We start from the raw sequence: 19,152 nt of genomic DNA, 5'->3' as shown, positions 1-19,152 counted from the left end.
TCGACCCGTCTCTTCGGCATGAGGTCGGGCATTATAATGATATCGTGGCAATTCGCAGCTAAATACTGGTCTTATCAGCGAAGATAATCAACCCTCGGCCGGTGAATGCGCGCGCAATTGGCACTATTCTGAGAGGCAACGCCCGCCTGTTTCCCCCGGTTTATCGCAGCCACTGGCGGAATTTTTTATAGCGAAAGGCCAGCAGGATCACGGCAAGTGTTGCGTAGATGATCGGTTGCGGTGACAACACTTTGACCGACCAAAGGTAGTGGATCGGTGCCAGTATGGCGATCAGATAGATGAGATTATGTAACTTTTGCCAGCCAGCGCCCATTTTCCGCTGCGCCCACAATGTCGAGGAGCAGGCCAGCGCCAGCAGCAGGATCCAGCAAATAATGCCGAGCGTCAGATACGGGCGGGAAATCAGTTCACTGCCCAGCAGGCGAAGGTTGCTGATACCCAGTTCGAGGAACGAATAGCTGAGAAGATGCAGCGTTCCCCACGCAAAACACCATAAACCCAGCAGACGGCGGGTGCGGATCAGCAGCGGTTGTTTGCCATAGCGCGCAACCGGCGTCACCAGCAGCGTGACCAGCAGGAATTTCAGCGTCATCCGGCCGGTAAAATGCTGAATATCTTTTGCCGGATCGGCGCTGAACCAGCCCTGATCGACGGAAAGTATCAGCCATATGAAGGGCAGAATGGCGGCAAGGTAAATGATCACCTTCAGCCAGGTAATGTTGGCAGGGCTTAAACGACGCATAGCTGAGCGGCCTCTTCCTTAATAGAACTTACGTAAATCCATACCGTGATACAGCGAGGCCACCTGTTCCGCGTAGCCGTTGAACAGCAGTGTCGGCTGGCGTTGCACATCCAGCAAACCGCCGGAACCAATAAAGCGTTCCGTGGCCTGTGACCAGCGCGGGTGATCGACGTGCGGATTCACATTGGCGTAAAATCCGTATTCGTTGGCGGCAATCTGGTTCCAGGTGGTCGGCGGCTCATCATGGGTGAATTTAATGTTCACGATCGACTTGATTCCCTTGAAACCGTATTTCCACGGGATCGTCAGGCGAATGGGCGCGCCGTTTTGCGGCGGCAGTGCTTTGCCATAAACACCGACCGTCAGCATCGCCAGCGGGTTCATCGCTTCATCTATACGCAGCCCTTCGACATAGGGATAATCCAGCCCGCCGCCGATAAACCGGTCTTTTTGCCCCGGCATATGTTCAGGGTCATATAAGGTGGTAAACGCCACGTATCGCGCATTACTGGTCGGTTCGGCCAGTTTCAGGATTTCACTGAGCTGGAATCCGACCCACGGCACCACCATTGACCAGGCTTCAACGCATCGCATGCGGTAGATCCGCTGTTCGAGCGGGAAACGCTTCATGATGTCGTCCATATCCAGCGTCATCGGTTTAGCGACTTCGCCTTCTATTTTTAACTTCCACGGAGACGTCACCAGTTGCCCGGCGTTCGCAGCGGGATCGGCTTTATCCAGCCCGAATTCATAGAAATTGTTATAGCCGGAGACTTTGTCTTCCGGCGTCAGCGGCAGATCATTTTGATAAGCGGCGGGTTTGGTGAAATCCAGGGGTTTACCGGCGGGCGCAGGGGCGCGGTCGTGGCCTTTAAACCAGGAAAGCAGGTCCGCCTGCGCGTTTTGCGGCAGGGCGAGTGCGGCGGCGCTGATCCCCAGCGCCTGCAATACTTTGCGCCGGTCATGGAAAAGACTTTCGGGAGTGACATCGGCTTCGGTCAGTTTGCGGGGTTTGAACATAGCATTCTCCGGCATTCTCATTTTATGGTTCATTATTATGGTTATAGACAGAGCATGGCGTGAAACTGACCGCTTTGCGAGACGTAGTCTTAAAATACCGCGTTTTGTGGCAGAGAAAGGCCACCACGTTTATCGTTTATATAAGAATTCTGAATTGATGCGCTGTTGGATTGCTATGCTATGAATGTAAGCAAAGGTCTCTTTGGTAAATTTCTCCTTTCAGCGTGTTTTTCTGTTTTATAGTAGCGGCGCATTTTCGTAACAGGCCCAGAGAACGGGTTTGTTTCCACCCCACCGTAGCGAGTAAGGCACAGGGATGCGATTTACTACCAGACTCTCGGCACTGATGACGATGTTAGTCGCGCTGGCAATGTTACTGATGTTGCTCGGCGTCACTTTCAGCTTTATCTACCTGAACAAACAAGACACTGAACAACATCTTCAGGCTCTTGCCACGACCTATGATCAGGCGTTGCTGACACATACGCCTGCCGAAGCCCGGCGCTGGATGCCGCAGGCGATGCGCATGCTCGACATCACGGATATCGACGTCAAACTCGATAACGCCACCATTTATGAATACCACGAGCGGCCGGATTTATACCGTTCGTGGGACAGCGTGATGCCGGAATATAACACCGCCATTATCCCGCTGATGCAAAACCACGCCATGACGCTGCACATTTCCTATGTCGATCCGGTCAGCAGCTATATCCGCTCCCTGCGTTCCACCTTCACGATTGGTCTCGCCATTCTGGCCATGCTCGCCATGCTGCTGCTCAGTTTCCGTTGGCTGAGAAAAGAAACGGACGGCGTGGAAAAACTGGAAGACCGTGCAGTGCGGATTTTGCGCGGTGAACGTGAAGGTTTAACCGGCGATGTGGGCGAATGGCCGCATTCTGCCAGCAGCGCGATCGACCGTCTGCTGGGGGATCTGAATGAAGCGCGCGAACAGCGCAGCCGGGTGGATACCCTGATCCGCGCGTACGCCCAGCAGGATGCCCAAACCGGACTGAGCAACCGCCTGTTCTTTGATAATCAGCTGGCGACGCAACTGGAAGAAAAGGGCGCGCACGGCGTGCTGATGTTATTACGCCTGCCTGATTTCGACACCATGCGCGAAACGCACGGTCAGACGATCGTCGAGGAACTGCGTTCGGCGATGGTCAATCTGTTATCCACCTTTGTGATGCGTCATGTTGATGCCTTGCTGGCGCGCTATTTCCACAGTGATTTTGCCGTGCTGTTACCCCACCGCACATTAAAAGAAGCGGAAGTGATGGCCGGTCAGCTGGTCAATGCGCTTGGTGTTTTGCCCACGTCTTCGCTGATCGACCGTGAAGCTCTGATGTACATCGGGATCAGTGCTTATCGTTTTGGCCAGACGCCGGATCAGGTGATGGACATGGCGGAACAGGCCACGCGGCATGCGGCTTTCCAGGGCAGCAACAGCTGGTTTATCTACGACAAAAATGTGCCGGAAAAAGGCCGCGGCAGTGTGCGCTGGCGGACCTTGCTGGAAAATACGCTGGCGCGCGGCGGCCCGCGCCTTTATCAGAAACCGGCCTTCACCCGCGATCACAAACAAGATCACCGTGAGATCCAGCGACGCGTCTTCGACGGTGAGCAGGAGCTGCTGGCCGCAGAGTTTATTCCGCTGGTGGTGCAGTTCGGCTTATCGCAAAGTTTCGACCGGGTGATGTTAAGTCAGATTATTCCGTTACTTAACCGCTGGCCGGACGAAACGTTGGCATTTCACCTGACGGTTGATTCATTATTGCAGCGCTCATTTGTACGCTGGTTACGCGATACCTTGCTGCAATGCGAAAGAACTCAACGAAATCGAATATTGATTGAACTTGCAGAGGCGGATCTCTGTCAACATACCGACCGGCTGCGTCCTGCGATCAGATTGCTGCAGGGTTTAGGCTGTCGTCTGGCGGTTTCACAGGCCGGACTGACGGTGGTCAGCACCTCTTATCTGAAAACTTTCCCGGTGGAGAGAGTCAAACTTCACCCCGGCTTAGTGCGCGATATTGATAAAAGGGTAGAGAATCAACTTTTTGTCCAAAGCCTGCTCAGTGCATGCGAAGGGACTCAGGCGCTGGTATTTGCCTCCGGCGTGCGGACAAAAGAGGAGTGGGCCGTCCTGCTGAAAAGCGGGATCCACGGCGGTCAGGGCGATTTCTTTGCCGGTCCGGAGCCTGTTGAACCGGTCGGTAAAAAATATTCACACAACCGCGATGTTTAAGTGACCGTTAATGCATTATTTAACGTAGAATGAGCCAGCTTTTGACCTACGCCCTTGTCTGGTAACCGGTGCTTGTGCTCTGACCGCAGATAGACGGAAAATGTCGGTAAAAGTGTAAGAATTTATGTGCGGTGTTGCTACTTCGCCTGGGTGCCTGCCCGAGGTAAACCGAGCCTGCGAGACAGATTTTCTCACAGTGCCATCAGCCTCAAAAAGACACAGCAAGTGAATGGCGACATCGCGGACAATTTTCACGGAAGCAGGACGTTTTTGCGCCTTGTCGCTGCTTCGCGTGGTTGGTAAAGTAGGCGGATTTTATTTTCCGCCCCCAGCTAGCAGGATTATCCCTTCGTTATGTTTAAGAAATTTCGTGGCATGTTTTCCAACGACTTGTCCATCGACCTGGGTACCGCCAATACCCTCATCTATGTAAAAGGACAAGGCATCGTGCTGAATGAGCCATCAGTTGTGGCTATTCGTCAGGATCGTGCTGGTTCACCTAAAAGCGTTGCTGCTGTTGGTCACGACGCGAAACAGATGCTGGGTCGTACTCCTGGCAATATCGCAGCCATTCGTCCAATGAAAGACGGCGTTATCGCTGACTTCTTCGTGACTGAAAAAATGCTGCAACACTTCATTAAGCAAGTTCACAGCAACAGCTTCATGCGCCCAAGTCCGCGCGTGCTGGTGTGTGTGCCGGTCGGCGCAACGCAGGTTGAACGCCGCGCGATCCGTGAATCTGCACAAGGTGCAGGCGCGCGTGAAGTGTTCTTGATTGAAGAACCGATGGCTGCGGCGATCGGTGCAGGTCTGCCCGTCTCCGAAGCAACCGGTTCAATGGTGGTGGATATCGGTGGTGGTACCACAGAAGTGGCCGTGATTTCCCTGAACGGCGTGGTGTACTCCTCTTCTGTACGTATTGGTGGTGACCGTTTCGACGAAGCGATCATTAACTACGTTCGTCGTAACTACGGTTCACTGATTGGTGAAGCGACTGCTGAGCGTATCAAGCACAGCATCGGTTCTGCGTATCCGGGCGATGAAGTGCACGAAATTGAAGTGCGTGGCCGTAACCTGGCTGAAGGCGTTCCGCGTGGTTTCACGCTGAATTCCAACGAAATTCTGGAAGCCCTGCAAGAGCCGCTGACCGGTATTGTCAGCGCGGTCATGGTCGCACTGGAACAGTGTCCGCCAGAGCTGGCTTCCGACATCTCCGAGCGCGGTATGGTGCTGACCGGCGGTGGCGCATTGCTGCGTAACCTCGATCGTCTGCTGATGGAAGAAACCGGTATTCCGGTGGTTGTCGCAGAAGATCCGCTGACCTGCGTTGCACGCGGCGGCGGTAAAGCATTAGAAATGATCGACATGCACGGCGGCGACTTATTCAGCGAAGAGTAATCCCAGCGAAGACGTGTGGTTTTGAATAAGGCTTGTTTGAAGCAAGCCTTATTGCTGTAAACGACATCAGTCTGTCCGGGAAGGTGGTTGTCCGTCAGGTAAAACCTGCAACGTGAAGTGTGCAGTGTTCAATGTGGATCCGCGCAAACACTGGCTGAGCGATGATGCTTTGCCGGTGCTTTGGCTATCCCATGAGATTGCCGCCTTTTCTGTCAGGTGAAGTCTTTACTTCGACTGGCTGAAACCTTCTGTTGCCGAGGAACTCGCATATTTTATGAAGCCAATTTTTAGCAGGGGACCTTCCCTGCAGCTGCGACTTTTTTTGGCTATTCTCACGGCCATTGTCCTGATTGTTGCCGACAGTAAAATAGGTACGTTTGTTAAAATTCGCACCTATATGGATACTGCCGTCAGTCCCTTCTATTTTTTGTCGAATGCCCCGCGTGAATTCTTAGATCAGGTCTCCTCGACCTTTGCCACACGCGGTCAGCTGGAACTGGAAAACCGTGCCCTGCGCCAGGAATTGTTGCTGAAAAACAGCGACCTGATGCTGCTCGGCCAGTACAAACAGGAAAATGCCCGTTTGCGTGAACTGCTGGGATCACCGCTGCGTCAGGATGAGCACAAAATGGTGACGCAGGTTCTGTCGACCAGCAATGACCCGTACAGCGATCAGGTGGTGATCGACAAAGGCAGCAATAACGGCGTGTATATCGGGCAACCGGTGATCAGCGACAAAGGCGTTGTCGGTCAGGTGGTGGCTGTGGCCGCGCTGACCAGCCGTGTTTTGCTGATTTGTGATGCGTCACATGCGCTGCCGATTCAGGTGCTGCGTAACGACATCCGTGTTATCGCGGCCGGCAGCGGTTGTGCTGATGACCTGCAACTCGAGCATCTGCCAAGCAATACCGATATTCGTGTCGGCGATGTGCTGGTGACCTCAGGTCTGGGCGGACGTTTCCCGGAAGGTTATCCGGTGGGCGTGGTGTCTTCGGTGAAAGTCGATAACCAGCGTGCTTACACCGTGATTCAGGCGCGTCCGACCGCCGGTCTGCAACGTCTGCGTTATCTGTTGTTGCTGTGGGGTTCTGACCGTAACGGCGAGCATCCGCTGCCGCCGGATGAAGTCCATCGCGTGGCGAACGAACGCCTGATGCAGATGATGCCGCAGGTATTGCCGCCTCCGGGCGATATGGGGCCGCCTGCGCCGGTTCCTCCTCCGGCAACCGGCACCGTGACGGCGCCAGTCAGCGCTCCGGCAGTACAGGGAGCGACGCAATGAACAGTTACCGGAGCCACGGACGTTGGATTATTTGGCTATCCTTCTTAATAGCCATGCTGCTGCAGGTGATGCCGTGGCCTGAACAGCTCTATATGTTCAGGCCGTCATGGCTGATGCTGATCCTGATTTACTGGGTGATGGCGTTACCGCATCGCGTCAACGTGGGTACCGGTTTTATTGTCGGTTTCATTATGGATCTGATCCTGGGATCGACTCTGGGCATCCGGGCATTGGCGTTTGCCATCACGGCCTATCTGGTCGCGTTCAAATTCCAGTTATTCCGTAATCTGGCGCTGTGGCAACAAGCACTGATTGTCATGGTGCTTTCGCTGGCGGTGGACGTCATGGTGTTCTGGGGTGAATTTCTGGTGGTCAACGTATCGTTCCGCCCGGAAGTTTTCTGGAGCAGTGTGGTTGATGGCGTTCTCTGGCCGTGGCTGTTCCTGCTGATGCGTAAAATTCGCCGTCAGTTTGCTGTGCAATGAGGATGTTATGACCGCACTTTATCTGGCTTCCGGTTCGCCGCGCCGCCGTGAATTACTGGCCCTGCTGGAGCAACCTTTTGAACGTCTGGTCACCGACGTTGCCGAAGAACGCCAGCCTGATGAAGCGCCGCAAGCTTACGTATTACGGCTGGCGAAAGAGAAAGCGCAGGCCGGTGTGGCGGTAGCAACAGAGGATCTGCCGGTGCTCGGCGCCGATACGATTGTGGTCCTCGACGGTAAAGTGTTGGAAAAGCCGCGTGACGAAGCGCAAGCCGCTGTTATGCTTAAATCATTGTCCGGCAGACAGCATCAGGTGATGACCGCCATTGCGTTTGCCGACAGGCGGGATTGCCTCAATACGTTGGTTGTGACCGATGTCACCTTCCGTTCACTATCCCCGGATGACATTGCACATTATATTCTGAGCGGTGAGCCCATGGATAAAGCGGGCGCTTATGGTATTCAGGGAAAGGGCGGTTGTTTCGTCCGTGAAATTCGCGGCAGTTACTATGCAGTGGTGGGTCTTCCTCTGGTGGAAACCCAGGAACTGCTAAATGAATTTTCTGCCTTACGCGAGCTTAGGAGAAAACATGACAGCTGAATTACTGGTCAATGTCACCCCGTCTGAAACCCGCGTGGCCTACATTGACGGTGGCATTCTGCAGGAAATCCATATTGAGCGTGAGACCAAGCGCGGGATTGCCGGCAACATTTATAAAGGACGTATCAGCCGGGTTTTGCCTGGTATGCAGGCCGCTTTTGTCGATATCGGCCTTGAAAAAGCGGCGTTTTTGCACGCGTCCGACATCATGCCGCACACCGAATGCGTGGCGCGTGATGAGCAGAAAAATTTCCATGTGCGTGATATTGCTGAGCTGGTGCATCAGGGACAGGATCTGATGGTGCAGGTGGTGAAAGATCCGCTCGGCACCAAAGGCGCACGCCTGACCACTGACATTACGCTGCCTTCCCGCTATCTGGTGTTTATGCCCGGCGCGTCACACGTGGGTGTGTCGCAGCGTATAGAAAGCGAAGCGGAGCGCGACCGCCTTAAACGTATCGTCTCGGAATATTGTGATGAGCACGGCGGCTATATTATCCGCACGGCGGCCGAAGGCGTGGGCGAAGAAGAACTTAAGCAGGATGCGGCCTACCTGAAACGCTTGTGGACCAAGGTGATGGAGCGCAAACGTCGCAACAAAACCAAGTGCAAGCTGTATGGCGAACTGGCGCTGGCGCACCGTGTGCTGCGTGATTTTGCCGGTGAAGCACTGGATCGTATCCGCGTGGACTCCCGCCTGACCTATGAATTGCTGGTGGAGTTCACCAGCGAATACATGCCTGAAATGACCAGTAAGCTGGAGCATTACAGCGGCAAGCAGCCCATTTTCGATTTGTTCGATGTGGAGAACGAGATCCAGCGCGCGCTTGAGCGCAAGGTGGAACTCAAGTCCGGCGGTTATCTGATTATCGACCAGACCGAAGCCATGACCACCGTGGATATCAACACCGGTGCGTTTGTCGGCCATCGCAATCTGGAAGACACCATTTTTAACACCAACACTGAAGCGACGCAGGCCATTGCCCGTCAGCTGCGACTGCGCAATCTCGGCGGCATCATCATCATCGACTTCATTGATATGTCGAATGAAGATCACCGCCGTCGCGTGTTGCACAGCCTTGAGCAGGCGCTGTCGAAAGACCGCGTGAAAACCGGCATTCATGGTTTCTCGGCGCTCGGTCTGGTGGAAATGACCCGTAAACGCACCCGTGAAAGCGTCGAACATGTGTTGTGCAGCGATTGCCCGACCTGTCATGCGCGCGGCACGGTGAAAACCGTGGAAACCGTCTGCTATGAAATTCTGCGTGAAATCGTGCGCGTGCATCATGCGTATGATTCCGACCGTTTCCTGGTCTATGCGTCTGCGGCCGTCGGTGAGGCGCTCAAGGGAGAGGAATCCCATGCACTGGCCGAAGTGGAAATCTTCGTCGGTAAGCAGGTCAAAGTGCAGATTGAGCCGCTCTACAGTCAGGAACAGTTCGACGTCGTCATGATGTGATCAGATGGCTATTCGCCTGAAGCATCAGGAAGTTAAAGGTTTCCATTGCCGTCTGTGCGGGTGAAAACCGGCATGGAATGGAAAACAAGGAGAGAGGTTTGAGGCGACTGCCCGGTATCTTATTAACCACCAGCGCAACCCTTGTCGTGATAGTGGCTTTGGTGATCAGTGGCCTGCGTCTGGCATTGCCTCAGCTGACCCGCTTTCAGGATCAGCTGGTCGGGAAAGTCGAGGCGGTCACCGGCGTACCGATCGAATTGTCGCAAGTCAGCGCGAGCTGGAAAACCTTTGGCCCGGTTATGGAGATCCGTGGCCTGCAGGTGACCTTACCGGACGCCAAATGGCAGGTTCAGCGCATCACCATGGCGCTGGACGTCTGGCAATCGCTGCTGCACCTGCGCTGGCAGTTCCGCGATCTCACCTTCTACAATCTGCAACTCGATCTCAACACCCCGCTGGGTGGCGATGCCAATAAAGGCAGCGGCATCAAGCCGGGGCGTGTCAGCGATATTTTCCTGCGGCAGGTCGACCATTTCGATCTGCGCAACAGCCGCATTTCTTTCCCGACGCCTTCCGGCCCGCGTGCAGAATTTGATATTCCGCAGCTCACCTGGCTGAACAGTCACAACCGTCACCGTGCCGAAGGGCAGCTTAGCCTGTCGAGTTTCAACGGGCAGCACGGTGTTGTGCAATTGCGTATGGATCTCAATGACACCAACGGTCTGCTCAATAACGGTAAAATTTACCTGCAGGCGGACGACATTGATATGAAGCCGTGGTTCAGCCGCTGGCTGCGCAGCAATACCGGTCTGGAGAATGCCAACTTCAGCCTGGCGGCGTGGCTGACCGTGCGCAACGGCGAGATTTTTGCCGGAGACGCCTTGCTGAAAAAGGGTTCCGCCATCTGGAAAACCGGCACGGATGAACACCGGCTGGATGTGGATAATCTGACGCTGCACGGTAATCGTCAGGGCAATGGCTGGCAGGTCGGTACGCAGCAGCTGAACCTGAAAACCGATGGCGTGGCCTGGCCGAAAGGTCGCCTTGAGGCGCTCTATCTGCCGGAAAATACAGATTTTCTCGGGCCGACGCAGGGTGAAGAGTTACGCATCCGCGGCACGAATTTGCAGCTGGAACGTTTAGGGCCGGTGATCCCGACGTTTTCCTTCCTGACACCGGCGCTGCTGGAACGCTGGCAGGATTTAAAACCCGCCGGTAACGTCAATCGCCTCGCGCTGGATATTCCGCTCAAACAATTGGATCAGACCCGCTTTGATGTGAACTGGCACGATGTCAGCTGGCAGCGCTGGAAACTGCTGCCGGGCATCAACCATTTCAGCGGTGGCCTGAAAGGCAGTGTGGCAGGCGGTCAGATGACCGTGAAATTGCAGGACAGCCTGCTGCCGTACGGCGAAATGTTCCGCGCACCGCTGGATGTCAGCGCCGCGACCGGGACCTTTAACTGGACGAACGGCAAGGATGGCTGGATGCTGTCGGGCAAAGACGTGGATGTACAGGCCAATGCGCTGTGGGCCAAAGGGGATTTCCGCTACAACCAGCCAGTCAAAGGCGAACCCTGGCTGAATATTCTGGCCGGTATCCGCCTGTATGATGCGGGGCAGGCGTGGCGCTATTTCCCTGAACCGCTGATGGGCAAACATCTGGTGGATTATCTGAGCGGCGCCATTCAGGGCGGTCAGGTGGATAATGCCACGCTGACCTTTAACGGCAATCCGCATCATTTCCCGTTCAAAAAGAATGAAGGGCAGTTTGAAGTCTGGGTGCCGCTGCGCCATTCGACCTTCCAGTACCAGCCAAAATGGCCTGCGCTGACCGATCTGGATATCGATCTCGATTTCCTTAACGACGGCCTGTTTATGAAAGCCGCGCATACCAAACTGGGCAACGTTGATGGCAATAACGTGGTCGCCAATATCCCTGACTACCTGAAAGAAAAACTGTTTATCGATGCCGATCTGCACGGCTCAGGTAAAGATATCGGCGATTACTTCATGAATACGCCGCTGCACGACTCGCTGGGTTCGGCTTTACAGGAACTGCAAATCGGCGGCGATGTGAATGGTCGCTTACATCTGGATATCCCGCTGGATGGCGAGCTGGTGCGCGCCTCCGGGGGCGTCACGCTCAATGACAACAGCCTGTTTATCAAACCGCTGAACAGCAAAATCAACAATCTCAGCGGCCAGTTCAGTTATGACAATGGCAACCTGCAAAGTAACCGGCTCACCGGCAACTGGTTCGGGCAACCGGTTAACGTGATGTTCAGTACGCAGGAACTGCCGGATGATTTCAGGGTTCAGGTCGGGCTGGATGCCAACTGGCAATTGTCCAAAATTCCGGGTCTGCCTGCGGCGGCAGCCAGCAAGATTTCCGGCGGTACGCCGTGGAAAGGCGACGTCAATATTACCCTGCCGCACAAAGGCACGCCGACATACACCGTCGATGTGAACGCCGATCTGAAAGATGTAAGCAGTCACTTACCTGATCCGCTGAGTAAGAAAGCCGGGCAGGCAATGCCGCTGGTGGTGAATGTCAAAGGCGACCTTCACAGCTTTACCCTGCAAGGCGTGCTGGCGGGCAAGGACCATTTCAACAGCCGCTGGCTGCTGGGTAAACAGCTGAAACTGGACCGCGCGTCATGGCAGGCAAACAGCAAAAAAACGCCGCCGTTGCCGGAAGACAGCAGCCTGACGCTGCATCTGCCTGCGCTGGATGGCGAGAACTGGCTGGGCCTGCTGTCGCCGGAAAAAGCGACACAGGATACCAAAAGCAAAGTGGCCGGTTTCAGCTTCCCGCACCAGATTATCCTGACCACACCGGCACTGACGCTGGCCGGACAGGTCTGGAACGACCTGACCCTCACCTCGGTTCAGGGGCATCAGGGCATGGAAGTGACGGCCAAAGGGAAGGAAATCGACGGCAAGCTGAACATGAATGACAACGGCCCGTGGCTGGCGAATCTGAAATATGTCTATTTCAATCCGCAATGGACCGTGGCGGATGTCGCCAGCAGCGACCAGCCGGCGGGCAATCCGCTGGCAGGCGATAAGATTTCGTTCTCGGGCTGGCCTGCATTGCAGCTACGTTGTGAAGCCTGCTGGTTCCTCGGACAGAACTTCCGCAAAGTGAACGCTGACCTGACGCCGCAGGGCGATAAGCTGATGTTGCGTAACGGTCTGATTGATACCGGCGTGGCGCGCCTTGATGTGCAGGGTGACTGGACGCAGAACGGACAGGGCGAGAATACCGGCCTGAAAGGCAAAGTTGCCGGTAAAGATATTGAGCAGGCCATGTCATTCTTTGGCGTGACCACGCCACTGAAAGGCGCGCCGTTTGACGTCAACTTTGACCTGCACTGGAAATCCCTGCCGTGGAAACCGGATATCAGCACGCTGAACGGCACGCTGAAAAATACGCTGGGCAAAGGCGAAATCGCAGATGTCGGCACCGGCCGCGCCGGACAATTACTGCGTCTGGTCAGCTTCGATGCCTTACTGCGTAAATTGCGCCTCGATTTCAGCGATACCTTTGGTCAGGGCTTCTACTTTGACTCGATCAAATCGACCGCCTGGATTAAAGACGGTGTGATGCACACGGACGACCTGCTGATAGATGGTCTGGAAGCGGATATTGCCATCACCGGCAAGGTCAACTTCGTGAATCAGCAGCTGGATCTGGAAGCGGTGATTGCACCGGAAATTTCCGCCACGGTTGGCGTGGCGACCGCCTTCGTCATTAACCCGGTGGTCGGCGTCGCCGTCTTTGCCGCCAGTAAAGTGCTGGCGCCGCTGTGGAATAAAATCTCGCTGATCCGTTATCAGATCAGCGGCACCATTGCGGATCCGCACATCAACGAAATTCTGCGCAAACCCGTGGAGCATCCGAAAGCCGCCGTGGCACAGTAATCTCAGCTGCGAAGGTGGCAGGAAACCTCGTGCGGGCTGTGTTAGGCTGTAAATAACCTTGTCACAATGGATTGTCTGGCAGGCGGACCGTTTTTATCACGGTCAGCCCGCCGGATTGTCGTCTAAAAAGAGAGTGAACATCTATGAGTCTGGCCTTAGTCAGTGAGCAGTTACTAACTGCCAATAATCTGAGTCATCAGGATCTGTTTTCGGTGTTGGGCCAGTTGTCTGAACGTCGTCTTGATTATGCCGATCTCTTTTTCCAGTCCAGTTTCCATGAAGCCTGGGTGATCGAAGACAGCATCATCAAAGATGGTTCTTACAATATCGATCAGGGCGTGGGCGTCCGTGCGATAAGCGGCGAAAAGACCGGTTTTGCTTACGCCGACCAGATCACCCTGAATGCCCTGAACCAGAGCGCGACAGCCGCCCGCAGCATTGTCCGTGAACAGGGCAATGGCAAAGCGCATACGCTGGGCGAAATTGCCTATAAATCTCTTTATTCTCCGCTGGATCCGCTGCAAAGCCTGCCCCGCGAAGCGAAAATCGAATTGTTGCACCGCGTCGACAAAATTGCCCGTGCGGCAGATAAACGCGTGCAGGAAGTCAGCGCCAGCATTACCGGCGTGTATGAAACCGTGCTGGTGGCGGCGACCGACGGGACGCTGGCGGCGGATATCCGTCCGCTGGTGCGTCTGTCTGTCAGCGTGCTGGTCGAGCAGGATGGTCGTCGTGAGCGTGGCTCAAGCGGCGGCGGCGGTCGTGTCGGTTATGACTATTTCCTCGAAACGGTTAACGGCGAAGTCCGTGCTGAAGCCTTTGCCCGTGATGCGGTGCGGATGGCATTACTGAATCTGACCGCAGTGGCGGCGCCTGCGGGCGGCATGCCGGTGGTTCTGGGCGCGGGCTGGCCGGGCGTGCTGTTGCACGAAGCGGTCGGACACGGTCTGGAAGGCGACTTCAACCGTCGCGGCACCTCGGTCTTCAGCGGTCAGATGGGCAAGCTGGTGGCGTCTGAACTCTGCACCGTGGTGGATGACGGTACGATCCCGAATCTGCGCGGTTCGCTGGCGATTGATGATGAAGGTGTGCCGGGTCAGTACAACATGCTGATCGAAAATGGCGTGCTGAAAGGCTATATGCAGGACAAACTGAATGCGCGCCTGATGGGTGTTGCGCCGACCGGCAACGGCCGCCGTGAATCCTATGCCCATCTGCCGATGCCGCGTATGACCAACACCTATATGCTCGGCGGCAAATCCACGCCTGAAGAGATCATCAGCAGCGTGGAGTATGGCCTGTATGCGCCAAACTTCGGCGGCGGCCAGGTGGATATCACGTCCGGTAAATTCGTGTTCTCCACCTCTGAAGCGTACCTGATCGAAAAAGGCCGTATCACTAAACCGGTGAAAGGCGCGACGCTGATCGGCTCCGGTATTGAAGCGATGCAGCAGATTTCCATGGTCGGTAACGATCTGGCGCTCGATAAAGGCGTCGGCGTGTGCGGTAAAGAAGGCCAGAGCCTGCCGGTCGGGGTCGGTCAGCCAACCCTGAAACTGGATAATCTGACCGTCGGCGGTACTGCGTAACAGAAGATGATTTCGGTGTTTTCCCTCCTCTTTGATAAGGGGAGGGTTAATTCCATTGCGTGACTTTTTTGCCCTGCCTATAGCCCTGATACACCTTGCTTACCCGTTTGAAATAATCCGTCAGATAATCAATGCACACCTGCACTTTCAGCGGCAGCTTGTCCTTTTCGGTATACAACGCGTAGACCGGACGGGGATCCGACTGATAGCTCCTGAACAGGATTTCCACCTCACCGGCATTGATCTCCTCAATCACCCACATCAGCGGCACATAGGCGATACCGACCCCGGCTTTCAGCCAGCGGATCATGGTCTGCGAATCGTTGGTGACGAAACGGCCCTGCGGCGTAATGCGTGTCGAAATACCTTCGGGGGCGATCAGCTCAAATTCGCTGTCAGGGCGGACGCTGTATTCCAGCCAAGAGAAATTCACCATATCGGCGGGTTTTTCCGGGGTACCGTGTTGCGCCAGATAACTGCGCGCCGCGCACACCACCATCGGCATCGATCCTAAGCGGGTGCAGAACAGGCTGGAATCCTGCAACGCACCGACGCGGATCACCACGTCCAGCCCGTCGGCGATCAAATCCGGTGCCGGAATGCCGGTGACCAGATTGACGGTCAGTCCGGGGTATTCGGAGAGCATTTCCGCCGTCATCGCAGCAAGAACATTTTGTGCCATTGTGGAGGAGCTGCCGATGCGTAATGTACCGGTCGGGGTGTTGTTGAAGGCATACAATTGTTCATGCACTTCACGCACGTCATGCAGCATTTTCCGGCAGCCCTGATAGTACAGCTTACCGGCTTCGGTCAGGCCGATACTGCGGGTGCTGCGGTTTAATAATTTGATTTGTAAATCATTTTCCAGTTTTGAGACAGTCTGGCTGATGGCGGAAACGCTCATGTCGAGACGTCGTGCGGCCGCGGTGAAGGAGCCGCTTTCCACCACCTGAGCAAAGATCGACATGCGTTTTAATCGGTCCATTGTTAACTCTGGCTTAAAAGTGATTTAGATCACAGAACGTTGATTACTTGATAATAAGCACGCTAATATACCCTTCCGGGTGATAAACCTCAGGTTTCAGTATTCCTGACTGACTGCTTACCTTCGCACACTTCCCTGGCAACCCCATGGTTTTACCGTTCACTTCCGCTGAATTTATTTTTCAACGGGGTCGCGTGCCGTTGCCTAAAATAATGAATAATGCGTGCGCGGGACGATACTGGTTTGTCCGTCGTAATAATGTAAGGAATTTTTGATGAGTTTGCTTCCGGTAATGGTGATTTTCGGATTGTCGTTTCCTCCGGTGTTTTTTGAAATACTGCTGGCGCTGGTGGTGTTTTTCCTGCTGCGGCGCGTATTGCAACCTACCGGGATCTACGACTTTGTCTGGCACCCGGCGTTGTTCAACACAGCGTTGTACTGCTGTCTTTTTTACCTGATCTCCTGCATGTTCGTCTGAGGGCGTTGTGAAAAATTTCTCCATAAAAATAATACGTTATGCAATAACGTTGATTCTTGTCGTGCTGGCTGTCATCGCAATCTTCAAAGCCTGGGCGTTCTATACCGAATCTCCGTGGACCCGTGATGCCAAATTTACCGCAGATGTCGTGTCTATCGCGCCCGACGTCACCGGTCTTATCACCGATGTGCCGGTGATTGATAACCAACTGGTGAAGAAAGGCCAGGTGTTGTTCAAAATCGACCAGCCGCGCTACCAGCAGGCGCTGGACGAAGCGAGTGCTGACGTCGCCTATTACCAGGCGCTGGCAGCCGAGAAAAAACGCGAAGCCGGACGTCGTGTGAAACTGGGCGTGCAGGCCATGTCACAGGAAGAGATCGACCAGGCCAATAACGTGCTGCAAACCGCCCAACATCAGCTGGCGAAAGCGCAGGCTGCGCGGGATCTGGCGGTGCTGGATCTGGAACGTACCGTGGTGGTTGCGCCTGCCGATGGCTGGGTGACGAACCTGACCGTGCATCCGGGCAACTACATCAACCGTGGCTCTACCGCCGTGGCGCTGGTGAAGAAAAATTCTTTCTACATTCTGGCTTATCTGGAAGAAACCAAATTGCCGGGGCTGAAAAAAGGTGACCGTGCGGAAATCACGCCGCTGGGCAGCAACCGCATCATGCACGGTACGGTCGACAGTGTGGCGGCCGCAGTGACCAACAGCTCTTCCTCTGCGGCGACCAACGGTCTGGCGACCATCGACAGTAACCTGGAATGGGTGCGTCTGGCGCAGCGTGTGCCGGTGAAAATCGTGCTCGACGATGAAGATCAGCAACATCCGTATCCGGCAGGCACCACGGCCACCGTGGTTATCACGGGTCAGCATGACCGTAAACAAGATGAAGGATCTCCGTTCCTTCGCCTCCTGCATCGCCTGAGAGAGTTTGGTTAAGGCCGGAAAATGAATAGCGTACTTATCCCGCGCGTCCGTTTTGCCTGCAAGCTGACATTCGCCATCCTCGGCGCGCTGGTTCTCGGGTTCTATTTGCAACTCGAAACCCCGCGCTGGTCAGCCATGACTGCCGCCATTGTCACCTCCGGCCCTGCGCTGGTGGCGGGTGGCGAACCCTTTGCCGGGGCTATTCGTCACCGTGGTTTCCTGCGCGTGATCGGCACTTTTATCGGCTGTATCGCGGCGCTGGTGATTGTTATCGCCACCGCCCGCGCGCCGGTAGTGATGTTGCTGTTGTGCTGTATCTGGGCCGGTGTCTGCACCTGGTGGTCTTCACTGGTGCGCGTTGAGAACTCCTATGCACTGGGGCTGGCCGGTTATACCGCGCTGATTATTGTGGTGACCTCCGCCAGTGCGCCGCTACAGACACCGCAGTTTGCGGTGGAACGTTGCAGTGAAATCGTCATCGGGATTTGCTGCGCCATTGTCGCCGACCTGTTGTTTTCTCCCCGTTCCATCAAAAAAGATATCGACCGCGCCGTCAGTCAGCTGATGTTGGATCAGTTTGCGCTGATGCGGATTTGCGTGAATATCGGCACCCGCGAAGAAATTGATAAGTCGTGGAATAATCTGGTGAAAAGCACCACGGCGTTGAACGGCATGCGTGGCAGCCTGATGATGGAATCCTCGCGCTGGCAGCGGGTCAACCGTCGTCTGAAAGCGCTGCACAGCACGTCGCTGAGCATGATTACTCAGGCGTGCGAAACCTACCTGATCATGCAAAACACGCCGGAACGGCTGTCTCCTGAGCTGAAAGCGATGTTTGCGGAACCGGCTGAAAACGTGGCGGATGTGCATCGCAGGCTGAAACAGTTGCGTCAGATCATCACCGGCACGCACAGCGACAACGTGCTGATGACCCTCAGCGCGTGGACCGGCGCCGGTACCCGTGCGCTGTTGCTGATGAAAGGCATCCATACCAACAGCAGCATTAACAATGTTGAAAGCGGTGTGCTCGACGGTGAAGTGGTGGTGCGTCCAGTTTCTGCGGAACGCCATCATGCGCTGGTCAACGGCCTGCGGACCTTTACGGCGACCGCCATCGGCTGCCTGATGTGGTTGTGGACCGGCTGGACGTCGGCCAGCGGCTGCGTGATTATCATCGCCGTCGTGACCTCGCTGGCGATGCGTACGCCGAACCCGAAAGGCATGGCGATGGACTTTATCGTCGGCATGTTGCTGGCGATCCCGGTCGGCTCGATGATGTTTATGCTGATCATGCCCGCGACGCAGCAAAGCCTGTTTTTGCTGTGTCTGATGCTGGGGATTTTCACCTTCTTTATCGGTATCGAAGTCACCAAGCGCCGCCTCGGCATGCTTGGCCTGCTGGCGGGCACCATCAACATTCTGGTGCTCAGCAACCCGATGGTGTTTAACGTGACGTCGTTTCTCGACAACGCGCTGGGGCAGGCGATTGGTACGGTAATCGCCATGGCGGTGTTGCTGATTATTCGCGATAAATCCCGCGAGAAAACCGGTCGTACGCTGCTTAACCGCTTCATGAGCAGTGCGGTGTCGGCGCTGACCACCAAAGCGTACCGTCGTCGGGAAAACCATCTTCCGGCGCTGTACCATCAGCTGAACCAGTTGCTGGTGATGTTCCCGAATGACATCGGCAAATACCGTCTGGCGCTGATGCTGATTATCGCCCATCAGCGTATGAAGCTGGCCGAAGTGCCGGTGAATGACGAGCTGTCAGCGTTCCACAAAAAAATCCGTAACACCGCCGATCATGTGGTGTCGTCCTCAGGCGAAGGCAAACGCACCTATTACTATCAGCGTTTACTGAAAGAGCTGGGCGAATATCAGGAAAAACTGGTGGAGTACGACGCACCGCTGAAAGTCACTGAGCCGGTGAGGCGTCTGACCGAGATGCTGCACCGTTATCAGCATGCGTTCCTTGCCTGACCGG

Annotated in this window: 14 protein-coding genes; 11 read left to right on the top strand and 3 right to left on the bottom strand. The window is 55.2% G+C overall.

The window, feature by feature from the left end; all coding sequences use genetic code 11:
* Positions 1-160: 160 nt before the first annotated feature.
* Together msrQ and msrP are read right to left on the bottom strand one after the other, a co-directional pair.
* The gene (msrQ, locus tag EDF78_RS18535) at positions 161-763 is read right to left on the bottom strand and encodes a protein-methionine-sulfoxide reductase heme-binding subunit MsrQ (RefSeq protein WP_133823630.1); all 603 of its coding nucleotides are present in this window, start codon (positions 761-763) and stop codon (positions 161-163) included.
* Positions 764-781: 18 nt separating this feature from the next.
* The gene (gene msrP, locus EDF78_RS18530; RefSeq protein ID WP_233432886.1) at positions 782-1,816 is read right to left on the bottom strand and encodes a protein-methionine-sulfoxide reductase catalytic subunit MsrP; all 1,035 of its coding nucleotides are present in this window, start codon (positions 1,814-1,816) and stop codon (positions 782-784) included.
* A 283-nt stretch (positions 1,817-2,099) separates the two neighbouring features.
* Between msrP and csrD the strand changes: the two genes are divergently transcribed.
* The 8 genes from csrD (at position 2,100) to tldD (ending at position 14,774) form a co-directional block, all read left to right on the top strand.
* A complete protein-coding gene (gene csrD, locus EDF78_RS18525) occupies positions 2,100-4,034 on the top strand; it encodes an RNase E specificity factor CsrD (protein WP_133823629.1) in 1,935 nt (644 codons plus the stop codon).
* Positions 4,035-4,388: 354 nt separating this feature from the next.
* Positions 4,389-5,432 carry a rod shape-determining protein MreB gene (mreB, locus tag EDF78_RS18520; protein ID WP_013577291.1) on the top strand — a complete coding sequence of 348 codons (1,044 nt, stop codon included), beginning with the start codon at positions 4,389-4,391 and terminating at the stop codon, positions 5,430-5,432.
* A 274-nt stretch (positions 5,433-5,706) separates the two neighbouring features.
* Complete coding sequence (mreC, locus tag EDF78_RS18515; protein ID WP_095924392.1) at positions 5,707-6,714, top strand: rod shape-determining protein MreC; 1,008 nt, start codon at positions 5,707-5,709, stop codon at positions 6,712-6,714.
* Positions 6,711-7,199 (top strand): rod shape-determining protein MreD, encoded by a 489-nt coding sequence (gene mreD, locus EDF78_RS18510; protein WP_095924393.1) that lies wholly within the window; start codon positions 6,711-6,713, stop codon positions 7,197-7,199. The genes mreC and mreD overlap by 4 nt, the downstream gene beginning before the upstream one ends.
* Before the next feature lie 7 nt (positions 7,200-7,206).
* Entirely contained in the window at positions 7,207-7,800 is a 594-nt protein-coding gene (locus EDF78_RS18505) for a Maf family protein (protein ID WP_133823628.1), read from the top strand.
* A complete protein-coding gene (gene rng, locus EDF78_RS18500) occupies positions 7,790-9,259 on the top strand; it encodes a ribonuclease G (protein ID WP_013577287.1) in 1,470 nt (489 codons plus the stop codon). The genes EDF78_RS18505 and rng overlap by 11 nt, the downstream gene beginning before the upstream one ends.
* Before the next feature lie 98 nt (positions 9,260-9,357).
* The gene (gene yhdP / locus EDF78_RS18495; protein WP_133823627.1) at positions 9,358-13,185 is read left to right on the top strand and encodes an AsmA2 domain-containing protein YhdP; all 3,828 of its coding nucleotides are present in this window, start codon (positions 9,358-9,360) and stop codon (positions 13,183-13,185) included.
* Between the two features lie 143 nt (positions 13,186-13,328).
* Positions 13,329-14,774: a metalloprotease TldD gene (gene tldD / locus EDF78_RS18490; protein ID WP_095924396.1), complete on the top strand. Its 1,446-nt coding sequence runs from the start codon at positions 13,329-13,331 to the stop codon at positions 14,772-14,774.
* Positions 14,775-14,820: 46 nt separating this feature from the next.
* Here the strand turns inward: tldD and aaeR are convergent, their stop codons facing one another.
* On the bottom strand, positions 14,821-15,759 hold the full coding sequence (gene aaeR / locus EDF78_RS18485) for an HTH-type transcriptional activator AaeR (protein ID WP_119823078.1): 939 nt from the start codon (positions 15,757-15,759) through the stop codon (positions 14,821-14,823).
* Between the two features lie 274 nt (positions 15,760-16,033).
* Between aaeR and aaeX the strand changes: the two genes are divergently transcribed.
* From aaeX to aaeB, 3 genes are read left to right on the top strand one after another with little or no spacing between them, the layout of a single operon-like run.
* On the top strand, positions 16,034-16,237 hold the full coding sequence (gene aaeX / locus EDF78_RS18480; protein ID WP_015698919.1) for a p-hydroxybenzoic acid efflux pump operon protein AaeX: 204 nt from the start codon (positions 16,034-16,036) through the stop codon (positions 16,235-16,237).
* A 7-nt stretch (positions 16,238-16,244) separates the two neighbouring features.
* The gene (aaeA, locus tag EDF78_RS18475) at positions 16,245-17,180 is read left to right on the top strand and encodes a p-hydroxybenzoic acid efflux pump subunit AaeA (RefSeq protein WP_095924398.1); all 936 of its coding nucleotides are present in this window, start codon (positions 16,245-16,247) and stop codon (positions 17,178-17,180) included.
* Positions 17,181-17,189: 9 nt separating this feature from the next.
* The gene (aaeB, locus tag EDF78_RS18470; RefSeq protein WP_133823626.1) at positions 17,190-19,148 is read left to right on the top strand and encodes a p-hydroxybenzoic acid efflux pump subunit AaeB; all 1,959 of its coding nucleotides are present in this window, start codon (positions 17,190-17,192) and stop codon (positions 19,146-19,148) included.
* Positions 19,149-19,152 lie beyond the last annotated feature (4 nt).

Source organism: Rahnella sp. BIGb0236 (assembly GCF_004364755.1).
In the GTDB taxonomy this organism is placed as follows: Bacteria; Pseudomonadota; Gammaproteobacteria; order Enterobacterales; family Enterobacteriaceae; genus Rahnella; species Rahnella victoriana.
This window is presented reverse-complemented; position numbering and strand designations above follow the sequence as displayed.

Coding starts and splice junctions, on each gene's coding strand:
- msrQ (WP_133823630.1), bottom strand. CDS start 763: ATGCGTCGTTTAAGCCCTGCCAACATTACCTGGCTGAAGGTGATCATT.
- msrP (WP_233432886.1), bottom strand. CDS start 1,816: ATGAACCATAAAATGAGAATGCCGGAGAATGCTATGTTCAAACCCCGC.
- csrD (WP_133823629.1), top strand. CDS start 2,100: ATGCGATTTACTACCAGACTCTCGGCACTGATGACGATGTTAGTCGCG.
- mreB (WP_013577291.1), top strand. CDS start 4,389: ATGTTTAAGAAATTTCGTGGCATGTTTTCCAACGACTTGTCCATCGAC.
- mreC (WP_095924392.1), top strand. CDS start 5,707: ATGAAGCCAATTTTTAGCAGGGGACCTTCCCTGCAGCTGCGACTTTTT.
- mreD (WP_095924393.1), top strand. CDS start 6,711: ATGAACAGTTACCGGAGCCACGGACGTTGGATTATTTGGCTATCCTTC.
- EDF78_RS18505 (WP_133823628.1), top strand. CDS start 7,207: ATGACCGCACTTTATCTGGCTTCCGGTTCGCCGCGCCGCCGTGAATTA.
- rng (WP_013577287.1), top strand. CDS start 7,790: ATGACAGCTGAATTACTGGTCAATGTCACCCCGTCTGAAACCCGCGTG.
- tldD (WP_095924396.1), top strand. CDS start 13,329: ATGAGTCTGGCCTTAGTCAGTGAGCAGTTACTAACTGCCAATAATCTG.
- aaeR (WP_119823078.1), bottom strand. CDS start 15,759: ATGGACCGATTAAAACGCATGTCGATCTTTGCTCAGGTGGTGGAAAGC.
- aaeX (WP_015698919.1), top strand. CDS start 16,034: ATGAGTTTGCTTCCGGTAATGGTGATTTTCGGATTGTCGTTTCCTCCG.
- aaeB (WP_133823626.1), top strand. CDS start 17,190: ATGAATAGCGTACTTATCCCGCGCGTCCGTTTTGCCTGCAAGCTGACA.